The organism is Streptomyces sp. NPDC051364 (assembly GCF_040682115.1).
Classification (GTDB): domain Bacteria; phylum Actinomycetota; class Actinomycetes; order Streptomycetales; family Streptomycetaceae; genus Streptomyces.
In genome coordinates this window covers 184,613-202,268 of sequence record NZ_JBFBAH010000013.1, presented here as the reverse complement: position 1 = coordinate 202,268, position 17,656 = coordinate 184,613, and the positions used below count along the sequence as shown (strand labels likewise).

The following is a 17,656-nucleotide window of genomic DNA, read 5'->3' as shown; positions in this document are numbered from 1 at the left end:
CGGCTGTACCTCCGCCACGGCCTCCGCCGACACGGTCACGTCTGTCATCAGGTGTCACTTCCTGCTCGAAGATCCACCGTTGACCGTACAGACCCCCATCGACACCCTGCGCCGCATGGTCGCCAACCTGGGCGGCGACGGCGACCTGCCGTAGCTAGTACTTCGGCCCGATGTGGGCGTCCATGAGCGCGACGGACGCCTTGCGGGCGATGGAGACGTTGAAGGGGTCGCTGCCGCGGGCCAGGACCGTCCACTGGACACCGACCTTGGTCAGCGTGTCCGTACAGAGCTTCCGGATGTCGTCGGACTTGTTGGTGAAGAAGTACCGCGGATATTCGTACCGCTTGCCGTTCCGGACGGTCCAGTTCGTGATCCGACACCCGTCGGAGTGGATCAGCCCCCGCAGGAACTCCCATGGGTGGGCGTCGACGATCTCCTGCTGCCACCTTTCGAGGGCGATCTGCCGCTCGTGCTTCTTGCCCGGCCCGTGCTGCGGAAACAAGCACTTCCAGTGGTGCGTGTAGGACTTGACCTCCACGCACCCCGTCTTGTGTCGGCGGCTCACCCTGGGCATGGGCATCACCAGGTGCATCGCTTCTTCGGCGGCGTCGATGAGTCCGGTCCACGACGCATCGCAGAAGATGGACAGGTGGTGCTGCTTGGGCTTCGAGATGATGTGGCCGTCGCCGAGGTAGAGCCCCAAAAGGTAGGCGTACGCCGCGTGGTCGAACGTTCGGCCTGTGCATATCGGACAGTCGGTCGGCTGGGTGTACGTCTCGCCTCGGAGCTTCCGGTCCTCATGCCGCCACCAGCCGACGGTGCCGCGTGGGATGCCGAAGTGTTCGGCGATGGCGCGATTGGTCACGCCTCGGCGGAGGAGGGCCAATGCCTGTTCGCGAATCGAAGGGTTGTGCTCCACGCGTGAAAGCTTCGTCGGCGTTCGCCCGATTGGCTGCAATTCGAAGTCGTGTTCACTGGCGCGAGTGAAGATCGCCGAAACGCTTTGCGACCTTGAAATCGAAGGAGAAGTGCCCCGAGTCGGATTCGAACCGACGCTGAATGGGTTTTGAATCCATCGCCTCTACCGCTGGGCTACCGGGGCCCCTTCGAAACGAAGGATACCTAAGACCCTCCGTCCCACAAACATACAGGAGCTAGGTAGGCTCGTGGGAGCTGTTATGCCCGCAACGAGGAGCCATCCGTGACCGCCGAGCACGAGTCGACGCCCACGCCCGACGCCGACCAGTCGCACGTTCCGCCGCTGACGACCCGCGTCGTCATCGCCGAGGACGAGGCGCTCATCCGTCTCGACCTGAAAGAGATGCTCGAGGAAGAGGGCTACGCCGTGGTCGGCGAGGCCGGGGACGGGCAGACCGCCGTCGAGCTGGCCCGGGAGCACCGCCCCGACCTGGTGATCCTCGATGTGAAGATGCCGGTCCTGGACGGGATCTCCGCGGCGGAGAAGATCGCGGAGGAGTCCATCGCCCCCGTGCTCATGCTGACCGCGTTCTCGCAGCGTGACCTGGTCGAGCGGGCGCGGGACGCCGGGGCCATGGCGTACCTGGTGAAGCCGTTCAGCAAGAGTGATGTGGTGCCGGCCATCGAGATGGCCGTGTCGCGGTTCGCGGAGCTGAAGGCGCTGGAGAAGGAGGTCGCGGACCTCTCGCTCCGGCTGGAGACCCGCAAGCTCGTGGACCGTGCGAAGAGCATTCTGCAGACGCAGTACGGGCTTTCCGAGCCTGCCGCCTTCCGGTGGATCCAGAAGACCTCCATGGATCGTCGAATGTCCATGCAGCAGGTTGCAGAGGCGGTCATCGAGGACGCCGAGGAGAAGAAGAACGCCGCGCAGTAGCGGTACGCGCGTACGCGTGAGGCCCGCCACCGGGGACGGTGGCGGGCCTCAGGCTTGAGCGGATCTTTAGTCCTCGCCGAGGTACGCCTTGCGGACGTCCTCGTTGTGGAGGAGCTCCTGGCCGGAGCCGGAGAGCACGATCTTGCCGATCTCCATCACGTGGGCCTGGTCGGCCAGCGAGAGGGCGGCCTGGGCGTTCTGCTCGACGAGCAGGATGGTGGTGCCCGAGGCCTTGAGTTCGGCGATGGTCGCCATGATCTTCTGCATCATGAGCGGGGAGAGGCCCATGGAGGGCTCGTCCAGCATGAGCAGCTTGGGCTGGGACATGAGGGCGCGGCCCATGGCGAGCATCTGCTGTTCGCCGCCCGAGAGGGTGCCGGCGGCCTGCTTTCGGCGTTCGCCCAGGATGGGGAACATCTCGTAGGCGCGCTGGATGTCCTTCTCGATGCCGTCCTTGTCGGTGCGCAGGAAGGCGCCGAGTTGGAGGTTTTCGGCGATCGTCAGCCGGGGGAAGATGTGGCGTCCCTCGGGGGAGTGGGCGAGGCCCAGGGAGACGATCTTGTGGGCGGGGACCTGTGTGAGCGGCTTGCCGTCGAAGGTGACGGTGCCGCTGACGGGCTTGAGGAGTCCGGAGAGGGTGCGGAGGGTGGTCGTCTTGCCGGCGCCGTTGGTGCCGACGAGGCAGACGATTTCGCCTTCGTTGACCTCGAAGGAGATTCCCTTGACGGCTTCGATCTTGCCGTAGGCGACCTTGAGGTCTTTGACCTCGAGCAGTGCGGTCACTTGGCGTCTCCGTCCGTGCTGGTGGTGCTGGTGGTGCTGTCGGCGTCGGCGTCGGCGTCCGCTTCCGGCTCCGCTTCGGCGTCCGCCTCGGCTTCGGCGTCCGCCTCGGCCTCTGCCGGCGTCTTCGCTTCGGCTTCGGCTTCGGCCTCTGCCGGTGCTTCGGCCTCTGCCGGTGCCTCGGCCTCGGCCGACGCGGCCGCTTCGGCGGCTTCGACCACGGCGGCCTCCGCCGCGCCCGGGTCGCCTTCGAAGGGCTCGCCGAGGTAGGCGGCGATGACGCGCTCGTCGCCCTGGACCTCGGCTGCGGTGCCTTCGATGAGCTTCTCGCCCTGGACGAGGCAGGCGACGCGGTCGCAGAGGTTGAAGATGAAGCGCATGTCGTGCTCGATGACGAGTACGGCGATGCCCATGTCCCGGATCGCGAAGATGAGTTCTTCGGCGGCGCGGGTTTCCTGCGGGTTCATGCCGGCGGTCGGCTCGTCGAGGAGGATGAGGCCGGGGTCGCTGGCGAGGGCGCGGGCGATTTCGAGCTTGCGCTGTTCGCCGTAGGGGAGGTTCTTGGCGAGGTGCTGGGCCTTGTTCTGGAGGCCGATGAACTCCAGGAGTTCCATGGCCCGTGCTTCGCTGGCGGCTTCGGCCTTCTTGAAGCCGGGGCCGCGCAGGAGGGCGGACCAGAGGCCTTCCTTGGTGCGGGTGTGGCGTCCGACGAGGACGTTCTCCAGCACCGTCATGTTGTGGAAGAGCCGGATGTTCTGGAAGGTGCGGGCGATGCCGGCGCTGGTGACCAGGTGGGGCTTGGGCGGCAGGACCGTGCCCTTGTAGCTGACGGTTCCCTCGGTGGGGACGTACAGCCCGGTGAGGCAGTTGAAGAAGGTGGTCTTGCCGGCGCCGTTGGGGCCGATGAGTCCGACGATCTCGCCCGCGTTGACCTTGAGGTCGACGCCCTTGACGGCGGTGAGGCCGCCGAAGCGCATGGTGACGCCGCTGGCATCGAGGACGGTGGTCGTCGTGGTGGTGTCTGTGGTGGTCATGGTGTTCACGCCCCCGCCTTGGCGGTGGCCAGGTCCGTGGGGGCCTGGTCAGCGGTGTCGTCGTGGAACTCGAGCTGCGCGCGCTTGTTGGCGATGAGGCCTTCGGGGCGGAAGCGCATGAGCAGGATGAGGGCGATGCCGAAGGCGAGGAGCTGGTAGTCCTGGAGGAAGGCCAGCTTCGCCGGGATCAGGAAGAGCAGTGCGGCGCCGAGGATGGGGCCGCGGATGGTGCCCATGCCGCCGAGGATGACGGCGGCGAGGAGGAACGCGGAGTTCGGCGGGACGGGCCCGGCGAAGACGTAGTTCTCGGGGACGACCGTGCTGTTGACGTGTGCCTGGACGGTGCCGGCGAGGCCGGCGAGGGTGGCGCCGAGGGCGAAGGCGATGAGCTTGACCTTGAAGCCGTTGATGCCCATGGCTTCGGCGGCGGTCTCGTCTTCGCGGATGGCGACCCAGGCGCGGCCGATGCGGCTGTTGCCGGCACGGGCGAAGACCAGGATGACGAGTGCCATCACGAGCAGCATCAGGAAGTAGTAGTTGGCGTAGGCGCCGAGGACGATGCCGCCGACGGTGTGCGACTCCCCGAAGTTCCACCCGAAGAGTTCGAGGTGGGGGATGTTGGGGATGCCGTTGGGGCCGTTGGTGATGTCGGGGCCGGAGGTGCCGTCGAGGTTGCCCATGGCGATGCGGAAGATTTCTCCGAAGCCGAGGGTGACGATGGCGAGGTAGTCGCCGCGCAGGCGGAGGGTCGGTGCTCCGATGATCACGCCGAAGATGAGCGAGGCGAGGGCACCGACGATGACCGCTGCCCAGAAGGGAAGCTGGAAGCCGAACGCGGAGGCGGTGCTGCCGGAGACCAGGGCGGCGGCGTAGGCGCCGACGCCGAGGAAGGCGACGTATCCGAGGTCGAGGAGTCCTGCGAGGCCGACGACGACGTTGAGGCCGAGGGCGACGGTCGCGAAGATCAGGATGTTGACCGCGATGAGCGTGTAGGTGTCGCCGCTCTGCTGGATGAACGGGAAGGTGATCGCGGCGGCCGCGGTACCGATGAGGGTGACCTGGCGGTTCTTCGCGGTGAGGAGGCCGAGTCGGTCGAAGAGACCGGACTTGAGCAGGGCGAAGGCCGCGAAGCCGACGATGATCAGGTACGTGACGAAGAGCTGCGGCTCCTTGTCGTCGGTGTCGATGCCGAAGGTGACCACGTAGAGGCCGACGGCGAAGGCGCCGATGATGATGAGGATCTCGCCCCAGGAGGGCAGCTTCTTGGCGGCGGCCGCCTTGTGGCTGTCGTCGGGGAGCTTGTACGCGGCGAGGGCCGGGACGAGCGAGCCGATGAGGGCGAGGTAGGCGCCGGGCTCCAGGTGGACGAAACCGCCGAGGACCCATGCGATGGCGACGACGGTGAACCAGGTGCCGGCGAGGGTGCCGAGCGAGAGGATCCACACGGGCTTGCGGGCGCCGGTGGGGGTGAGCCAGCGCAGGCCCTTGACGCCGAGCGCGGAGAGCGCGTGGGCGGCGGTGAGGAGGGCGCCGACGAGGCTCAGGAACTGGATGGGTGCCGGGCTGCCGTAGTAGGTGAGGTCACCGGGGAACTCGGAGGTCCAGGTCCAGGCGAGGAAGGCGCTGATGATGGTCAGCAGGCTTCCGCCGATGACTGCGTAGAGCAGTGCGGTGCGGGAGACGGCACCGGTGGCTTCGGCGTCGAGCGGGAGGGTGGCTTCGTTGGTCATGGTTCTCACGCCCGATCCGCGACGCGCTCACCGAGCAGGCCTTGTGGCCGCACGAGGAGGACGACAATGAGGAGTACGAACGCCCAGACGTTGGACCAGGCTCCACCGCCGAGCTGCGACATGCCGGGGATGTCTTCGATGTAGGCGATCGACAGGGCTTCGGCGAGGCCGAGGACGACGCCGCCGACCATGGCTCCGTAGATGTTGCCGATGCCGCCGAGGACGGCTGCGGTGAAGGCCTTGAGGCCGAGGATGAAGCCCATCTCGAAGTTGATCTGGCCCTTGTCGAGGCCGTAGGCGACGGCGGCGACGGCGGCGAACGCGGCACCGATGGCGAAGGCCATGACGATGATGCGGTCGGTGTTGATGCCCATCAGCTTCGCGGTGTCGGGGTCCTGCGCGGTGGCCTGCATGGCGCGGCCGCTGCGGCTCTTCTGGACGAAGATGCCGAGGGCGAGCATGCAGAGCGGGGCGAGGATGAGGACGAAGGCGTCCGCGCGCTGGATGGCCAGGCTGTCGGTGATCTTGAAGGCTTCGCCCTTGAACTCGGGGAAGCTGACGGCCTTCTTGGCGTCCGGGTAGAACTGCCAGACGAGCTGCTGGAGCGCGATCGAGAGGCCGATTGCGGTGATGAGGGGTGCGAGCCGGGGAGCGCTGCGCAGGGGACGGTACGCGAAGCGTTCGGCTCCCATGGCGACGAGGACGGAGACGAGGGAGCCTCCGATGATCATGACGGGTATCGCGATCAGCAGGGAGGTGCCGGTCGGGAGGATGGCGTAGGCGGTGAGTGCGCCGAAGCCGCCGATCATGAAGATCTCGCCGTGGGCGAAGTTGATGAGCTGGACGATGCCGTAGACCATGGTGTACCCGATGGCGATGAGGCCATAAAGGGCACCGAGGGCAAGGCCGTTGGCCAGCTGTTGCGGCAGTTCGTGCACCGCAGGGCCTCCGATGAGCGTGTCGGATAAGACTCCGCGCGAGGGCGCTGTTGCGCCCTCGCGCGGTGGTTTGGTTCAGGTGGAGCTGGTGATGCGGGGTGCTACGGGATTACTGGTTGAACGTGTCGCTCTTGACGTCGATCCACTTGCCGCCCTCGACCTTGTAGACCGTGAGCTGCTTGTTGGTGGTGTCGCCGTACTCGTCGAAGGCGACCTTGCCGGTCACGCCCTCGAAGGACACCTTGCCGAGGGCCTCGACGACCTTGGCGCGGGCGTCGGTGGGGAGCTTGCCGCCGTTGGCGGCGACGACGGCCTTGACGGCCTGGACGACGGACCAGCCGGCGTCGTAGGAGTAGCCGCCGTAAGCCGCGTAGGGGTCCTTGTAGCCGCCGGCCTGGTAGTCGGCGATGAAGGTCTTGGCGGTGGGCAGCTTCTCGACCGGGTAGCCGATGGAGGTGGAGAGGTCGCCCTCGTTGGCCTCGCCGGAGGCGGTGATGAAGGCGGGGTCCTGGATGCCGTCGCCGCCCATGAGCGGGATGTTGGCTCCGGCCTTCTTGATCTGGTCGGCGAGGAGGCCGCCCTCGGGGTACTGGCCGCCGAAGTAGACGGAGTCGGCGCCGGAGGACTTGACCTTGTCGGCGGTGGAGGAGAAGTCGGTCTCCTTCACGGTGACGTGGTCGGTGCCGACGACCTCGCCGCCGAGCTTCTTGAACTCGTCCGCGAAGATCGCGGCGAGGCCGGCGCCGTAGGTCTGCTTGTCGTCGACGACGAAGACCTTCTTCTTGCCGGCGTCCTTGAAGAGGTACTGGGCGGCGAACTTGCCCTGGACCACGTCGGTGGCGGCGGTGCGGAAGTAGGTCTTGAAGGGGCGCTTGAACTCGCCCTTGCCCCAGTTGTCGCCCTGGCTGAGCGCGGGGTTGGTGTTGGCGGGGGAGACCTGCGCCAGGTTGGCGGAGGCGAAGACTCCCTGCATCTGCTGTGCGACGCCGGAGTTCAGCGGGCCGACGACGCCGACGACGTCCTTGTTGCCGACGAGCTTGGTGGCGTTGGCCTGGCCGGAGGCCGGGACGGCCTGGTCGTCGAGGGCTTCGACCTTGAACTCGATGCCCGGGACCTCGTTGTTCTTGTTGGCCGTCTTGGCCGCGAGGTCGACGGAGTTCTTGATGCCCTGGCCGAGGGCGGAGAGCGAGCCGGTGAGGGGGGCGTCCACGCCGATGACGACGACGGTCTTGGAGCCGCCGGACTTGTCCCCGCCGGTCTTGGCCTCATCGCGCGATCCGCAGGCGGTGAGGGTCAGTGCTCCCGTGGTGATCACGGTGGTGAGGACGAGCAAAGAACGGTGTCGCACGATTCTTCCTTTCCCTGGCGCGGCCCCCTCATTTGAGGTGCCGTTTGGTCGCCGGGCCGCACTGGGAGGTCCACGGCCGTGCTGGGTTGCGCTCTGTGGCGCGGTGACTGGCCGTGACTCTAGGCCGAGGTGGCGAGTGCGGGGAGCAGGGAAAGGATGATGTGACTGTCTTGTTATGCCGAGGCCAAGAATGTGTGGCGGGAGTGCGGACAAAACGGACGTATTGTGACTTCGGGGAATGTCCGCATGGTGAGAATTCACCGTTCCCCTAAGGGGCTTGAGGGGTTCATGCTCCTGTCATTGATCAAAAGCGGCCAATTGTCGCTGACTGTGCCCGAAGGAATCCGGTGGGTGGCATTCCGCCGGGGAAAAAGGGGATTCTGTGGGGCGTCGGCATTACTGAGGGTAATTTTCCTCTTGATCCACTTCGAGTGAATCGATCTTGGTCCGGGGTCCTGCGGGCTTCCGACCTGCGGATCCGCCGTCCGCCGCCGGTGCCCGGAAGCCGGACAGCGCACGCGGGATTCCGGTCACCCGGCCGGGCTCGGGGGTCGCCAGTTCTCAGAGCTCCACGTGGCGCCGTTCTGCTCGGCGCAGCGCTGCGCCACGAATCGGTCGACCATTTCAAGTGCCTTGTCCAGACCGGCAGTTCGCTCCTCGGCGCGGCCTGCGGCGACGGCTTCCTCGTGGATCTTGTACTGGTCGTTGGAGAGGCCCTTCTGTTCCCAGTCCAGGCCGGACCATTTGCTGCCCTTGAGGGTCTCCTTCACCCAGTAGGACACCAGACTTGTGCAGATCTGGGCAGGCGAGGAGGGGCTGGATACGGGCGTTGACGGGGTCTGCGGGGCGGTTGGTGCGGAAGTGGAGCATCCGGACATGGTGAGCGCCGTGAGCAGTGCGGTGACGCCGTACCGGGCCGCGATGCGTGGCTGGGTCCCCATGAAGGGAAGGTAGGACGTCACCTTCGGTGACACAACAGTCGTCGCGGAGCCGGGTGCGGACTGGCGGATTCCGGGCGGTTTCGGGGCCGGGCGTATACGCCGCAGGCCCGGATCCGGCCCCCGGGAGGGGCGGGATCCGGGCCTGCGGAGCTCGTGGCGTACGGCTCAGGCCCCGGCGGCGGGGTCCGCGTCGCGCAGCAGGCAGGTCAGGCGGGCGGTGCACACGCGCCGGTCCTGCTCGTCGCTGATCACGACCTCGTACGTGGCGGTGGAGCGGCCGCGGTGGACGGGGGTGGCGACGCCGGTGACCACGCCCGACCGTACGCCGCGGTGGTGGGTGCAGTTCAGGTCGACACCGACGGCGATCTTGGTGAGGCCGCCGTGCATCATGGCGCCGACCGAGCCGAGGGTCTCGGCGAGCACGGCCGAGGCGCCGCCGTGCAGCAGTCCGTACGGCTGGGTGTTGCCCTCGACGGGCATGGTGGCGACGACCCGCTCGGCCGAGGCCTCGAGGATGCGGATGTCCATCCGCTCGCCGAGGTGGCCCGCCGAGAACAGCGCGGGCAGGTCGATGCCCAGGGCCGAGTACTCGTCGAGGACCTCCTGCGGGAACTTCACAGCGTGCTGCTCACCCATGGGCGGGCTCCGTTCGTCAACGATCGTTAACCATCTTGTCCTGAGGTCGTTCTATCAGGCCGGTTCGAAGCGCACGACGACGGACTTGCTCGCGGGGGTGTTGCTGGTGTCGGCGGTGGAGTCGAGCGGGACCAGCACGTTGGTCTCGGGGTAGTACGCGGCCGCGCAGCCCCGGGCGGTCGGGTAGTGCACGACGCGGAAGCCGGGCGCGCGCCGCTCGACGCCGTCCTTCCACTCGCTGACCAGGTCCGTGTACGTGCCGTCCGCGAGCCCGAGCTCCGCCGCGTCCTCGGGGTGGACCAGGACGACGCGGCGCCCGCCCGTGATCCCGCGGTAGCGGTCGTCGAGGCCGTAGATGGTGGTGTTGTACTGGTCGTGGCTGCGCAGGGTCTGCAGGAGCAGCCGGCCCTCGGGGATCTTCGGGTACTCGACGGGCGCGGCGGTGAAGTTGGCCTTGCCGGTCTTGGTGGGGAAGCGGCGCTCGTCGCGCGGGGCGTGCGGGAGCCGGAAGCCCTCGGGGCGGGCGGCGCGGGCGTTGAAGTCCTCGAAGCCGGGGATCACGCGGGAGATCCGGTCGCGGATGGCCGCGTAGTCCTGCTCGAACTCCTCCCACGGGGTGGCGGAGGCGGCGCCGAGGACCGCGCGGGCCATGCGGGCGACGATCGCGGGCTCGGAGAGCAGGTGCGGGGAGGCGGGGGCGAGGTTGCCGCGGGAGGCGTGGACCATGCCCATGGAGTCCTCGACGGTGACGAACTGCTTGCCGGAGGCCTGGATGTCCTTGTCGGTGCGGCCGAGGGTGGGCAGGATCAGGGCGCGCCGGCCGGTGACCGCGTGGGAGCGGTTGAGCTTGGTGGAGACGTGGACGGTCAGGGAGGCGCGGCGGATCGCGGCCTCGGTGACCTCGGTGTCGGGGGTGGCGCCGACGAAGTTCCCGCCCATCGCGAAGAGGACCTTGGCCTTGCCGTCGCGCAGGGCCTGGATGGAGCGGACCACGTCGTAGCCGTGGTCGCGCGGCGAGGTGATGCCGAATTCCTTGTCGAGGGCGTCGAGGAAGGCGGGCGCGGGGCGCTCGAAGATGCCCATGGTGCGGTCGCCCTGGACGTTGGAGTGGCCGCGGACGGGGCAGACGCCGGCGCCGGGGCGGCCGATGTTGCCGCGCAGCAGGAGGAGGTTGACGACCTCGCGGATGGTGGCGACGGCGTGCTTGTGCTGGGTGAGGCCCATGGCCCAGCAGACGATGGTGCGCTTCGAGGCCAGGATCATGGCCAGCGCCTGCTCGATCTCGGGGCGGGTCAGGCCGGTGGCGGTGAGGGTCTCGGCCCAGTCGGCTTCCCTGGCGGCGGCCGCGAGCTCCTCGTAGCCGTGGGTGTGCTCGCGGATGAAGGACTCGTCGGTGGCGTCCTCGGTCGCGATGACGAGCTTGTTGAGGAGCCGGAAGAGGGCCTGGTCGCCGCCGATGCGGATCTGCAGGAAGAGGTCGTTGAGGGCGGTGCCCTTGAGCATGCCGACCGGGTTCTGCGGGTTCTTGAAACGCTCCAGGCCGGCCTCGGGCAGCGGATTCACCGAGATGATCTTCGCGCCGGAGGTCTTGGCCTTCTCCAGGGCGGAGAGCATGCGCGGGTGGTTGGTGCCCGGGTTCTGCCCGGCGACGATGATCAGGTCGGCTTGGTGGAGATCCTCGAGGGAGACGCTGCCCTTGCCGATGCCGATGGTCTCGTTGAGGGCGGAGCCCGAGGACTCGTGGCACATGTTGGAGCAGTCGGGCAGGTTGTTGGTGCCGAACTCGCGGGCGAAGAGCTGGAAGAGGAACGCGGCCTCGTTGCTGGTGCGGCCCGAGGTGTAGAAGAGGGCCTCGTCGGGGGAGTCGAGGGCCGTCAGCTCCTCGGCGATGATCTCGAAGGCCCGCTCCCAGGGGACCGCCTCGTACCGGTCGGCACCTTCGGGGAGGTACATGGGCTCGGTGATGCGGCCCTGCTGGCCCAGCCAGTAGCCGGAGCGGCCGGCGAGGTCGGCCAGGGGGTGCTCGGCGAAGAAGTCCGGGGTGACCCGCCGCAGCGTGGCCTCCTCGGCGACGGCCTTGGCGCCGTTCTCGCAGAACTCGGCGGTGTGCCGCTTGTCGCCTTCGGGCCAGGCGCAGCCCGGGCAGTCGAAGCCGTTCTTCTGGTTGACCTTGAGCAGGGTGCGCGCGGTGCGGGCGACGCCCATCTGCCGCTGGGCGATGCGCAGGGTGTGCCCGATCGCGGGCAGCCCGGCGGCGGCTTGCTTGGGGGGCGCGACCTGCGGCGCGTCCTGTGCGGGATCACCCGCGGGCGGCTTGGTGGCCATGTCGCTCCCCTTTGAGCAGTCGGGCATCGCGGCGTGGGCCGCTGTTCGTATTCGCGTAGGCGTCCGATCCTGTCACGCCCTGCGGACATCGCCGACGCCGGAATTGTCAGCGGGGCCGCCTAGGATCGGGGGTGTGGCAGAGAACGCATCGAAGAAGACCGACCAGACGACCGCAGCGGACCGCCCCCGCCTGATGCTCATGGACGGGCACTCCCTGGCGTACCGGGCGTTCTTCGCGCTGCCCGCGGAGAACTTCACGACCGCGACCGGCCAGCCGACGAACGCCATCTACGGCTTCGCGTCGATGCTGGCGAACACGCTGCGCGACGAGGCGCCCACGCACTTCGCGGTGGCGTTCGACGTCTCGCGCAAGACGTGGCGCTCGACGGAGTTCCCCGAGTACAAGGCGAACCGCTCCAAGACCCCCGACGAGTTCAAGGGGCAGGTCGAGCTGATCGGCGAGCTCCTGGACGCGATGAAGGTGCCGCGCTTCGCGGTCGACGGCTTCGAGGCCGACGACGTGATCGCCACGCTGGCGACGCAGGCGGAGGCCCTCGGCTTCGAGGTGCTGATCGTCACCGGCGACCGGGACTCCTTCCAGCTCGTCTCCGAGCACACCACCGTGCTGTACCCGACCAAGGGCGTCTCCGAGCTGACCCGGTTCACCCCGGAGAAGGTCGAGGAGAAGTACGGGCTCACCCCGCAGCAGTACCCGGACTTCGCGGCGCTGCGCGGCGACCCGTCCGACAACCTGCCCGGCATCCCGGGCGTCGGCGAGAAGACCGCCGCGAAGTGGATCACCCAGTTCGGGTCGTTCGCGGAGCTCGTGGAGCGCGCCGAGGAGGTCAAGGGCAAGGCCGGGCAGAACTTCCGGGACCACCTGGAGGCCGTGAAGCTGAACCGGGTCCTGACCGAGATGGTCAAGGACGTCGAGCTGCCCAAGGCCGCGGGCGACCTGGCGCGCCTCCCGTACGACCGCTCCGCCGTCACCGGCGTGCTGGACGTGCTGGAGATCCGCAACGCCTCGCTGCGCGAGCGGCTGCTCGCGGTGGACCCGGGCGCGGCCGAGGAGGAGGCCCCGGCTCCGGCCGCCGACGTGGAGCTGGATGCGAGCGTGCTGGGCGCGGGCGAGCTGGCGCCGTGGCTGGCGAGCCACGCGGGCGGGCCGCTGGGCATCTCCACCGTGGACAGCTGGGCGCTGGGCCAGGGCAATGTCAGCGAGATCGCGCTGGCCGCGGCCGGCGGGGCCGCCGCCTGGTTCGAGCCGTCCTCGCTGGACGAGGCCGACGACCAGGCCTTCGCGGCCTGGGCCGCCGACCCGGCGCGCCCCAAGGTGGTGCACAACGCCAAGGGCCTGATGCGGGTCTTCCCCGAGCACGGCTGGAGCCTGGCCGGCGTCACCATGGACACCGCGCTCGCCGCGTACCTGGTCAAGCCGGGCCGCCGCTCCTTCGCCCTGGACGTGCTGTCCAACGAATACCTGCACCGCGAGCTCCAGCCCGCCGCGGCCGACGGCCAGCTGGCCTTCGGCGCCGACGAGACCGCCGAGGCGGAGGCCCTGATGGCGCAGGCCCGCGCCGTCCTCGACCTCGGCGACGCGTTCACCGGCAAGCTCGCCGAAGTCGGCGCCGCCGAGCTGCTCCACGACATGGAGCTGCCCACCTCCGAGCTGCTGGCCCGGATGGAACGGTCCGGCATCGCCGCCGACCGCGACCATCTGGAGGCCATGGAGCAGCAGTTCGCCGGAGCCGTGCAGCAGGCGGTGAAGGAGGCGCACGCGGCGGTCGGGCACGAGTTCAACCTCGGCTCGCCCAAGCAGCTCCAGGAGGTCTTCTTCGGCGAGCTGGACCTGCCCAAGACGAAGAAGACCAAGACCGGCTACACCACGGACGCGGACGCACTGGGCTGGCTGGCCACGCAGACCGACCACGAACTGCCGGTGATCATGCTCCGCCACCGGGAGCAGGCCAAGCTGCGCGTCACCGTCGAGGGCCTCGTCAAGACGATCGCCGCCGACGGCCGGGTGCACACCAGCTTCAGCCAGACCGTCGCCGCGACCGGACGCCTGTCCTCGACCGACCCCAACCTGCAGAACGTGCCGGTGCGCACCGACGAGGGCCGGGCCATCCGCCGCGGCTTCGTGGTCGGCGAGGGCTTCGAGTCCCTGATGACCGCCGACTACAGCCAGATCGAGCTGCGCGTCATGGCCCACCTCTCCGAGGACGAGGGCCTGATCGAGGCGTTCCTGTCCGGTGAGGACCTGCACACCACCGTCGCCTCCCAGGTGTTCGGCGTGGAGCGTTCCGGGGTCGACGCCGAGATGCGCCGCAAGATCAAGGCCATGTCGTACGGGCTCGCGTACGGGCTGTCCGCCTTCGGCCTCTCGCAGCAGCTGAACATCGAGCCCGCCGAGGCGCGCGGCCTGATGGAGACCTTCTTCGAGCGGTTCGGCGGGGTCCGGGACTACCTGGGCCGCGTGGTCGAGGAGGCCCGGGCCACCGGGTACACGGCGACGGTCTTCGGACGCCGCCGGTACCTGCCCGACCTCAACAGCGACAACCGGATGCGCCGTGAGGCCGCCGAGCGGATGGCGCTGAACGCCCCGATCCAGGGCACCGCCGCCGACATCGTCAAGGTCGCCATGCTGCGTGTGGACCGGGCGATCACCGAGGCGGGCCTGAAGTCGCGGATGCTGCTCCAGGTCCACGACGAAATCGTGCTGGAGATCGCCCCCGGCGAGCGGAAGAAGGTCGAGGAGCTGGTGCGCCGCGAGATGGCCGCCGCCGTCGAGCTCCGCGCCCCGCTGGACGTGTCCGTCGGCGTCGGTACCGACTGGGAGTCCGCCGCGCACTGAGCAGGTACGCCGGACGCCCGTCCCCGCAAGCCGCTAAGCGGTGGGGACGGGCGTCCGCGCGTCCTCGTCCGTTCGGGACGGCTCGCGCCGCTGCAGGAGCCGTACGAGGACCCCGTACAGCAGCAGGCCCACGGCGAGGCCGCCGCCCGCGCCGAAGCAGACGGTCGGGATGATGTCGAGCGGGGTGCGGATCCGGTCGAAGAACGTGAAGAAGCGCAGCACGCGCATCGTCACCCCGACCGCCACGCACACCGCGACCAGGGCGACCGCGCCCAACAGCTCGGAGCGGCCGAGCACCGGCACGGACGCGGGGGCGGCGCAGTCCGGCAGCCGGCGCAGGGCGGTCACCGTGAACCAGACCAAGGCGCAGGCCGCACCAGCCGAAGTCCCGTACTGCACGAACGTATAGAGGGGAAGCCCGAAGGCGAACTGCTCGCCGAGCGCGGGCAGCGCGTCCGTCCCCCATCGGTGCGGGTGCGTGAAGCTGTCCCACACCACATGCGTGAGCGAGCCGGCGACCGCCGAGACGTAGAACCACAGCGCAAGCGAAGGCAGTCGGCGGCCCCGCCAGTCCTCGCCCCGCACGAAGACGTGTATCCGGCCCTGACGGCGGCGCGGCAGGAGCGCGATCAGCGGTTCGCGCAGCAGCAGCCAGCACGCCGCGAGCACGGCCGTCAGTACGGCGTCCGCGGTGAACACCCCGGGCAGCGAGTGCGCGAACTCCCCGTACGGCCAGACCCCCGAGACGACGGCGTCCGCGAAGTAGAACGTATCGGGCGCGAACGACCCGAGGACGAGCGCCGACGCGACCAGCGGCCCACGGGCGCGGCCCGCCCGGCCGACGGCCGGCAGTACGGCGGCCGCATGGCTGAGGGTGAACGGCATGACATCTCTTCCTTACTTCGGGCCAATGCGTCCCGAATTGGTCCGGACAGTATGCGTGAGCTGCCCAGCACGTGGGGAACTCGTGAAATCCGGACCACGATCCGTGTGATGTGAAGGGAGCTGACGTAAGGTCACGCCGACGTCGAGGGGGAGGGGACCGGCTCATGTCGGCTCGCAAGACGACCCGGTTCGCAGGCAGGCTGCGCGAGCTGTGCAGGGGAGGGACGGCTGCCCTGGTCTGCGCACTGGTGGCCGCCGCGGTGACCGCATCCCAAGGCCCCCCGAAGGAACGGATATCCGCGGCTGCCGACGACGTCGCGCAGCCATCGCAGCCGGCCGGCTCCGGCGGGGACTCCGCCTACTTCACCGAACTCCCGCCCCTGCCCAGCCCCCAGCCCCCGGCGGTCCTCCCGCAGGAGCCCCCGGCCGCGCAGCCGGGTACGACGGCCGCCGAGACCGCGGCACACAACGAGCCCGTGGCCATGGGCGCCGGCGAGCAGGGGATACCGGCAACCGTCCTGGCGGCGTACCGGCTGGCGGAGAAGAAGGTGGGAGAGAGCGACCCCGGATGCGGGCTGCGCTGGCAGCTGCTCGCGGCGATCGGCAAGGTCGAGTCCGGGCAGGCGGGCGGGGGCCGCGTGGACGCCGCCGGCACCACACTGCGGCCGATCCTGGGCCCCGTACTCGACGGCAACGGCTTCGCGGACATCCGCGACACGGACGGCGGGGCCTACGACGGGGACGCCGCGTACGACCGGGCGGTCGGCCCGATGCAGTTCATCCCGTCGACGTGGGCGGCGTGGGGCCAGGACGCGGACGGCGACGGCCGCCGCAACCCGAACAACGTCTACGACGCGTCCCTCGCGGCCGCCCGCTACCTCTGCGCAGGCACCCGGGACCTCCGGCTCCCCGCCGACCTGGACCGCGCGGTGCTCTCGTACAACCAGTCCGCGGAGTACCTCCGCACGGTGAAGTCGTGGTTCACGTACTACCTCAAGGGGACGCACGAAATCCCGGACGGCACCAGCCCCCAGCCCCCCACCCCGACGCCGACCCCCACCCCGAGCCCGACCCCCACCCCGAGCCCGACCCCCACCCCGAGCCCGACGCCGACCCCCACCCCGACGCCGACCCCGACCCCCACGCCGAGCCCGAAGCCGACCCCCACCCCGAGCCCGACGCCGACACCCTCCCCCACGCCCACGCCCACTCCGAAGCCCACGCCCACGCCCACTCCGAAGCCGACTCCGACGCCGAGCCCGACGCCCACGCCGAGTCCGACCGCCACGCGCACGCCGGCCCCGACCGCCACGCGCACGCCGGCCCCGACCGCCACGCGCACGCCGGCCCCGACGGCCACGCGCACGCCGACGCCGACGCCGGCTCCGAGCACGAAGCCGACCTCGGCGTCCGGTTCCCTACCGGGTGCTCACGGTCACCTCTCGATCCAGAGCGCGTACCAGCCCCCGCCGAGCGCGTCGCAGTAGGCGTGGCCCGCATAGGAATCCCGCAGCGAAATAGTCTGCGAGTAGGTGAACTTGCCGGGATGGCGCTTCATCGCCAATCGAGCGGTTGCGCGGCGCCCCGCACCGGCGGCTGCGCGCGGAGTGGTCCGCCCACCCCGGACCGGCCAGGCGCCGCACCCCGTGGATCGCCCGGATCCTGGACGACGACCGCCGGGCAGCGGAACGGCCGGCCCACGCGCTCGCGCAATGCCACGAGGTGGCGGTGGCGCCGTACGCGGACCGTATCGAGCAGCACCTGATCGCCGAAGTGGCGCTGCGAGGACGGCTCATGGCCCGCGGCGGAGTGACGGGCCTGCTGGAGGGCCTGCGCCCGATGCCGGTGTGGAAGCCTCCGGTCCTGGAGGATCCGGGATACCGGCCGCTGGCCACCGCCGACCTGCACCTCTCGGGCCGCGACTTCGCCCTCGCCCCCTCCCTCTCCTTACCCGCGACCGCAAGGCCGTCCTCCACACGCCCACCCACACCGGCCTCGCCCTCCTCAACACCAGCCAGGCCGGGTGACCGGCGGGGGCTGCCGGCCGGAAGGCCCGGCGCGGGGCCGAGCGCAGGTCACAGGGTGCTCCCGGTGATCCCTGGCTCTGACGGTTCTCATCTCGCCTCCGCATTGCTACGGTGCCTCGTCCCTGACGCCCTATCAGATTCCGGAGGCCCGGCATGCGCGCATTCGTCGCCGCCGCCATCGGGCTGGCCGCCGCGCTGGCCCTCGTGTTCGCCATCACGGCGTTCGGGGTGCCGGAAGGCAAGACCTCGCCCAAGCCGCTGCTCACCACCGCGCCCGCCGCGCCCGGAAAGTAAGAGGAGGCCCGG

At 69.5% G+C, this 17,656-nt stretch carries 14 protein-coding genes and 1 tRNA gene; 4 read left to right on the top strand and 11 right to left on the bottom strand.

The annotated features are described in order from the left end of the window. Window positions 1-154: 154 nt before the first annotated feature. Window positions 155-865 carry a helix-turn-helix domain-containing protein gene (locus AB0M76_RS26255; protein ID WP_365955189.1) on the bottom strand — a complete coding sequence of 237 codons (711 nt, stop codon included), beginning with the start codon at window positions 863-865 and terminating at the stop codon, window positions 155-157. 164 nt (window positions 866-1,029) lie between these two features. Continuing rightward, window positions 1,030-1,102: transfer RNA gene (locus AB0M76_RS26250), tRNA-Leu, on the bottom strand. Between the two features lie 99 nt (window positions 1,103-1,201). On the opposite strand from AB0M76_RS26250, the gene AB0M76_RS26245 reads away from it, so the two are divergent. Next, window positions 1,202-1,852 carry a response regulator gene (locus AB0M76_RS26245; RefSeq protein ID WP_266668072.1) on the top strand — a complete coding sequence of 217 codons (651 nt, stop codon included), beginning with the start codon at window positions 1,202-1,204 and terminating at the stop codon, window positions 1,850-1,852. A 66-nt stretch (window positions 1,853-1,918) separates the two neighbouring features. Here AB0M76_RS26245 and AB0M76_RS26240 read toward each other — a convergent pair whose 3' ends face one another. From AB0M76_RS26240 to AB0M76_RS26205, 8 genes are all read right to left on the bottom strand, one after another. Beyond that, a complete protein-coding gene (locus tag AB0M76_RS26240) occupies window positions 1,919-2,635 on the bottom strand; it encodes an ABC transporter ATP-binding protein (protein WP_365955188.1) in 717 nt (238 codons plus the stop codon). Continuing rightward, a complete protein-coding gene (locus tag AB0M76_RS26235) occupies window positions 2,632-3,666 on the bottom strand; it encodes an ABC transporter ATP-binding protein (RefSeq protein WP_365955186.1) in 1,035 nt (344 codons plus the stop codon). Before AB0M76_RS26235 ends, AB0M76_RS26240 begins: the two co-directional genes overlap by 4 nt. A gap of 5 nt (window positions 3,667-3,671) precedes the next feature. After that, on the bottom strand, window positions 3,672-5,396 hold the full coding sequence (locus AB0M76_RS26230) for a branched-chain amino acid ABC transporter permease (protein WP_365955185.1): 1,725 nt from the start codon (window positions 5,394-5,396) through the stop codon (window positions 3,672-3,674). 5 nt (window positions 5,397-5,401) lie between these two features. Further along, window positions 5,402-6,334, bottom strand: a complete 933-nt coding sequence (locus AB0M76_RS26225; protein ID WP_365955184.1) for a branched-chain amino acid ABC transporter permease — start codon at window positions 6,332-6,334, stop codon at window positions 5,402-5,404. A gap of 109 nt (window positions 6,335-6,443) precedes the next feature. Beyond that, window positions 6,444-7,682, bottom strand: coding sequence for a branched-chain amino acid ABC transporter substrate-binding protein (locus AB0M76_RS26220; protein ID WP_266668080.1), 1,239 nt, complete (start codon window positions 7,680-7,682; stop codon window positions 6,444-6,446). A gap of 530 nt (window positions 7,683-8,212) precedes the next feature. Then, window positions 8,213-8,623 (bottom strand): hypothetical protein, encoded by a 411-nt coding sequence (locus AB0M76_RS26215; protein ID WP_365955183.1) that lies wholly within the window; start codon window positions 8,621-8,623, stop codon window positions 8,213-8,215. A gap of 165 nt (window positions 8,624-8,788) precedes the next feature. Beyond that, entirely contained in the window at window positions 8,789-9,259 is a 471-nt protein-coding gene (locus AB0M76_RS26210; protein ID WP_365955181.1) for a hotdog fold thioesterase, read from the bottom strand. A gap of 54 nt (window positions 9,260-9,313) precedes the next feature. Further along, window positions 9,314-11,584 carry an FdhF/YdeP family oxidoreductase gene (locus AB0M76_RS26205; protein ID WP_365955180.1) on the bottom strand — a complete coding sequence of 757 codons (2,271 nt, stop codon included), beginning with the start codon at window positions 11,582-11,584 and terminating at the stop codon, window positions 9,314-9,316. A 133-nt stretch (window positions 11,585-11,717) separates the two neighbouring features. Between AB0M76_RS26205 and polA the strand changes: the two genes are divergently transcribed. After that, window positions 11,718-14,438 carry a DNA polymerase I gene (gene polA / locus AB0M76_RS26200; protein ID WP_365955179.1) on the top strand — a complete coding sequence of 907 codons (2,721 nt, stop codon included), beginning with the start codon at window positions 11,718-11,720 and terminating at the stop codon, window positions 14,436-14,438. Window positions 14,439-14,471: 33 nt separating this feature from the next. On the opposite strand, the gene AB0M76_RS26195 is transcribed toward polA, so the two are convergent. Continuing rightward, entirely contained in the window at window positions 14,472-15,323 is an 852-nt protein-coding gene (locus AB0M76_RS26195) for a DUF4184 family protein (RefSeq protein WP_365955178.1), read from the bottom strand. A 164-nt stretch (window positions 15,324-15,487) separates the two neighbouring features. Here AB0M76_RS26195 and AB0M76_RS26190 point away from each other — a divergent pair, with 164 nt between their 5' ends. Beyond that, window positions 15,488-16,810, top strand: coding sequence for a lytic murein transglycosylase (locus AB0M76_RS26190; protein ID WP_365955177.1), 1,323 nt, complete (start codon window positions 15,488-15,490; stop codon window positions 16,808-16,810). A 693-nt stretch (window positions 16,811-17,503) separates the two neighbouring features. Next, on the top strand, window positions 17,504-17,644 hold the full coding sequence (locus AB0M76_RS26185; RefSeq protein WP_107093454.1) for an SPW_0924 family protein: 141 nt from the start codon (window positions 17,504-17,506) through the stop codon (window positions 17,642-17,644). The last annotated feature ends 12 nt before the right edge of the window (window positions 17,645-17,656 follow it).

Excerpts from the sequence above, each read along its gene's own strand:
- AB0M76_RS26195 (WP_365955178.1), bottom strand. The coding sequence starts at position 15,323 with ATGCCGTTCACCCTCAGCCATGCGGCCGCCGTACTGCCGGCCGTCGGC.
- AB0M76_RS26235 (WP_365955186.1), bottom strand. The coding sequence starts at position 3,666 with ATGACCACCACAGACACCACCACGACGACCACCGTCCTCGATGCCAGC.
- AB0M76_RS26190 (WP_365955177.1), top strand. The coding sequence starts at position 15,488 with ATGTCGGCTCGCAAGACGACCCGGTTCGCAGGCAGGCTGCGCGAGCTG.
- AB0M76_RS26215 (WP_365955183.1), bottom strand. The coding sequence starts at position 8,623 with ATGGGGACCCAGCCACGCATCGCGGCCCGGTACGGCGTCACCGCACTG.
- AB0M76_RS26205 (WP_365955180.1), bottom strand. The coding sequence starts at position 11,584 with ATGGCCACCAAGCCGCCCGCGGGTGATCCCGCACAGGACGCGCCGCAG.
- AB0M76_RS26230 (WP_365955185.1), bottom strand. The coding sequence starts at position 5,396 with ATGACCAACGAAGCCACCCTCCCGCTCGACGCCGAAGCCACCGGTGCC.
- AB0M76_RS26210 (WP_365955181.1), bottom strand. The coding sequence starts at position 9,259 with ATGGGTGAGCAGCACGCTGTGAAGTTCCCGCAGGAGGTCCTCGACGAG.
- AB0M76_RS26185 (WP_107093454.1), top strand. The coding sequence starts at position 17,504 with ATGCGCGCATTCGTCGCCGCCGCCATCGGGCTGGCCGCCGCGCTGGCC.